4 protein-coding genes are annotated in these 2,880 nt (G+C 76.1%); 2 read left to right on the top strand and 2 right to left on the bottom strand.

Annotated elements, in window-relative coordinates:
- Both ACFXA3_RS40175 and ACFXA3_RS40170 read left to right on the top strand, forming a co-directional pair.
- Nucleotides 1–367: HXXEE domain-containing protein (locus tag ACFXA3_RS40175; RefSeq protein ID WP_385196002.1), on the top strand; the 367-nt coding region annotated here is incomplete at its 5' end.
- 65 nt (nt 368–432) lie between these two features.
- Nucleotides 433–828 (top strand): hypothetical protein, encoded by a 396-nt coding sequence (locus ACFXA3_RS40170; protein WP_385196000.1) that lies wholly within the window; start codon nt 433–435, stop codon nt 826–828.
- Here ACFXA3_RS40170 and ACFXA3_RS40165 read toward each other — a convergent pair.
- Both ACFXA3_RS40165 and ACFXA3_RS40160 read right to left on the bottom strand, forming a co-directional pair.
- Nucleotides 782–1,747 (bottom strand): serine protease, encoded by a 966-nt coding sequence (locus ACFXA3_RS40165; protein WP_385195997.1) that lies wholly within the window; start codon nt 1,745–1,747, stop codon nt 782–784. The two genes, ACFXA3_RS40170 and ACFXA3_RS40165, sit on opposite strands and share 47 nt — an antisense overlap.
- A 90-nt stretch (nt 1,748–1,837) precedes the next feature.
- Nucleotides 1,838–2,880, bottom strand: a 1,043-nt coding sequence (locus tag ACFXA3_RS40160) for a BBE domain-containing protein (protein ID WP_385195995.1), incomplete at its 5' end; no start/stop codon positions are given.

Here is a 2,880-nt window from a genome sequence, read left to right as displayed (position 1 = left end):
GCCCGGGTGGCCCCGCGGGGCGGGGGGTCTGTCCCCCGCGGCGGGGGGGTGCGGGGTCTCCGGGGCGCCGCGGCCCCCCCCCCCCCGCCACCGCACCGGCGGCCGGTCCGCCTTCTACCAGGCCGCTCTGAACGGCTTCGGCCTGCACGGCCTCGTCCACCTCGGGCAGGCGGCCGCCACCCGCGGCTACACCCCCGGCGTCGTCACCTCACCGCTCCTCGTCGTCCCCTTCACCCTCTGGGCCCGCGGCCGGCTGCGCCGCGCCGGGGTGCTGAGGCCGGTGCGGGTGCGGGACGCCGTGCAGGGGCTGGCCCTCGCCGCCGTGGCCGCCGCGGGCTCGCAGGCGGTGGCCCGACGGCTCGGGTGAACCGCGGCCGGTGAACCGGCGGTGCGGTGGTCGTTCCCCGGGGCGGCTTCGGTCGTTGACCCGGCATGGAGCTGCTGCCGACCATCGCGGCGCCGGGTGTCGGTGAACGGGCCGACGCCGTGGCCGATGCCGCCTGCCACCTCTACGACGCCGTCGCACCCTGGAGCACCGCCGAGCCCGGCGGCTGGAGCCGTACGGCGGCCGAGGACGCCGCCGAGACCATCGAGACCACCGCGCTCGCGCTGGCGTACGTCCACCCGCGCGCGGAGGTCATCCTGGCGCCGGTGCACGCCGCCCTCGCCGACCTGCGCCGCCAGCTCGGTCTGCCGCCCGCCGGTCAGCCGGGCGGCGACGGGCCGCCGGTGACCCCGCGCTCGGTGGGCAACCCGCGGCGCACCCGCTGGGTCCGGGTCCTCACCCCGCCTTCGCCCCGGCAACCGCCTGCTCGTACAACTTCTTGACGTCCGCGCCGAAGTACGAGCTGTACGAGGTGTCGGCGGTGTCCCCGCCCGTCTTCCAGCCGCCGATGACGCCCACCACCTCGCCGGTCTCGGTCACCTTGTCGTAGTTCCTCAGGAAGGGGCCGCCACTGGTTCCGCCGGGGTACCCGGTGCAGTCGATCCGCAGGAACGATCCCGGGATCCCCGGATCCTTGCTGGTGAACTTCGTCGTGCGGTTCACGCACAGCCGCGGCCGCGCCGCCGACGCCGGATGGCCGATCAGCGACACCTTCGCGTGCTCGTAACCGGCGCCCGTGACCAGGCGGTTCCCGCCCACCACGTCCTCGACCGGGAACCCGTCGGCGTCCGGCCCGACCTGCGCGAACGCCACGTCGAGGGTGGCCCCCTTGTCGGCGCCCAGGCTCTTGTAGCGCGAGTCGATCCACACCTTCGACCGCCCGTCGGCGGCGCGCAGCACCGGGAACATCCCGTACGGCTGGGGGTTGGCCGCCGTGTACAGCGGGACGAAGGCCACCTGGCGGGCGTCGGTGCCCAGCAGGCAGTGTGCCGCGCTGAGCACCAGGTTGCGGCCGGGGGAGGCGACCACGCTCGCGGTGCAGAAGTACGCGCCGCCGCCCTTCATCACGAACATCCGGCCGACGACCGGGATCCCGTCGAAGTCCTGGCCGGTGCCCGGGTCGGTGGCCGGGGCGGACGCCGGGGTCATGGGAGCGGCGGACGCCATTCGGTCGGCCGTCCAGAAGTTCTCCGCCTCGCGGGCGGACCACGTGGCGGGCGACTTGGCGGACGGCGCGGCGGATCCCGTCGCGGACCACCGGGCGGCCGGTGGCAGGGCGCAGCCCGCCTCGGCCACCGGCAGCGGCCCCGCGGGCAGCAGCAGGGCGGCCGTCGCCGCCGCCACGGTCAACGTACGTCGCATGTCGAGCTCCTCTGGTGCTGTGGCCGGAAAAAGGTGGGACGAGGGGCCGTGCCGGGCGCCGTGACCCGGTGGACCGTTCCGGTCGCAGCACTAGACGGCCTGCGGGAAGCGGAACAGCCGGTCCGGGTCGTAGGTGCGCCGGACGTCTTCGAGGCGGGCGAGGTTCGGCCCGTAGTACGCCTCGCGCCAGGCGGGCAGTTTCGGATCGGTGTAGTTCTGGTAGGCGCGGCCGCTCGCCCACGGGCGCAGGTCCTGCCAGAGCCCGTCGAGCCAGCCCTGGTGGCGTGCCACCTGCGCGGGCGTCGCGGACGCCGGCCAGTAGGCCAGGTACTGGGTGAGGAACGCGCTGTCGCGGTGTACGAACGCGGTGTCGGACGGCGCCGGCCGGTTCACCGCCCCGCCCAGCTCCCCGGAGAACTGCACCACCCCGAGGCCGCCGCCCGGCACGCTCCGCCCGTAGCGCCGCACGGCGGCCAGCACCGCCGCGATGCCGGCGTCCGGCAGCCCGGCGCCGCCCCAGAAGTCCGAGCGCCCGCCGTACGAATCCCGGCCGGTCAGCCCCTCGGGGGTCCGGCCGGGCAGGGTCCCCGGCAGATGGCACTGCGCGGCGCTCCGCTCCGCGCAGCCCGACATGGCCCGCAGGGTCTCCTCGTAGCCGCGTACGACGACCCAGCTGTCCCGCGGGGGCCTGCCGACCAGGTCGGACAGCCGGGTCAGCTCCCGGTCGAGCTCGGCGCGGCCGTCGAGGCACAGCACCCGCACGGCGGGGGCGGCCGGCGGACCGGCTTCCACGAGGAACTCGACCTGGCTCCAGAACGGGTCGGGCAGGGCCGCCAGCCAGCGCTGCCAGCCGCGCAGCAGCGCCGCGGAGTCGGCCTCGGCCCAGTGGAGTTCGGCATAGGCGCAGTCGCCGGCCGGGTGGGTGCGGAAACGGAACTCGGTGACCACGCCGAAGTTGCCGCCCCCGCCGCCGCGCAGGGCCCAGAACAGCTCCGGGTCCCGGCCGGCGTCGGCCTCGCGCACGATCGCGTCCGGAGTGACCACGGTGACCCCCGTGAGCGCGTCGGTGGTGGTCCCGTACGCCCCCGCTGCCATACCCAGGGCGCCGCCCAGGGTGTGCGCCCCCGAGACGG

The organism is Streptomyces sp. NPDC059456 (assembly GCF_042750055.1).
GTDB lineage: Bacteria > Actinomycetota > Actinomycetes > Streptomycetales > Streptomycetaceae > Streptomyces.
This window is presented reverse-complemented; position numbering and strand designations above follow the sequence as displayed.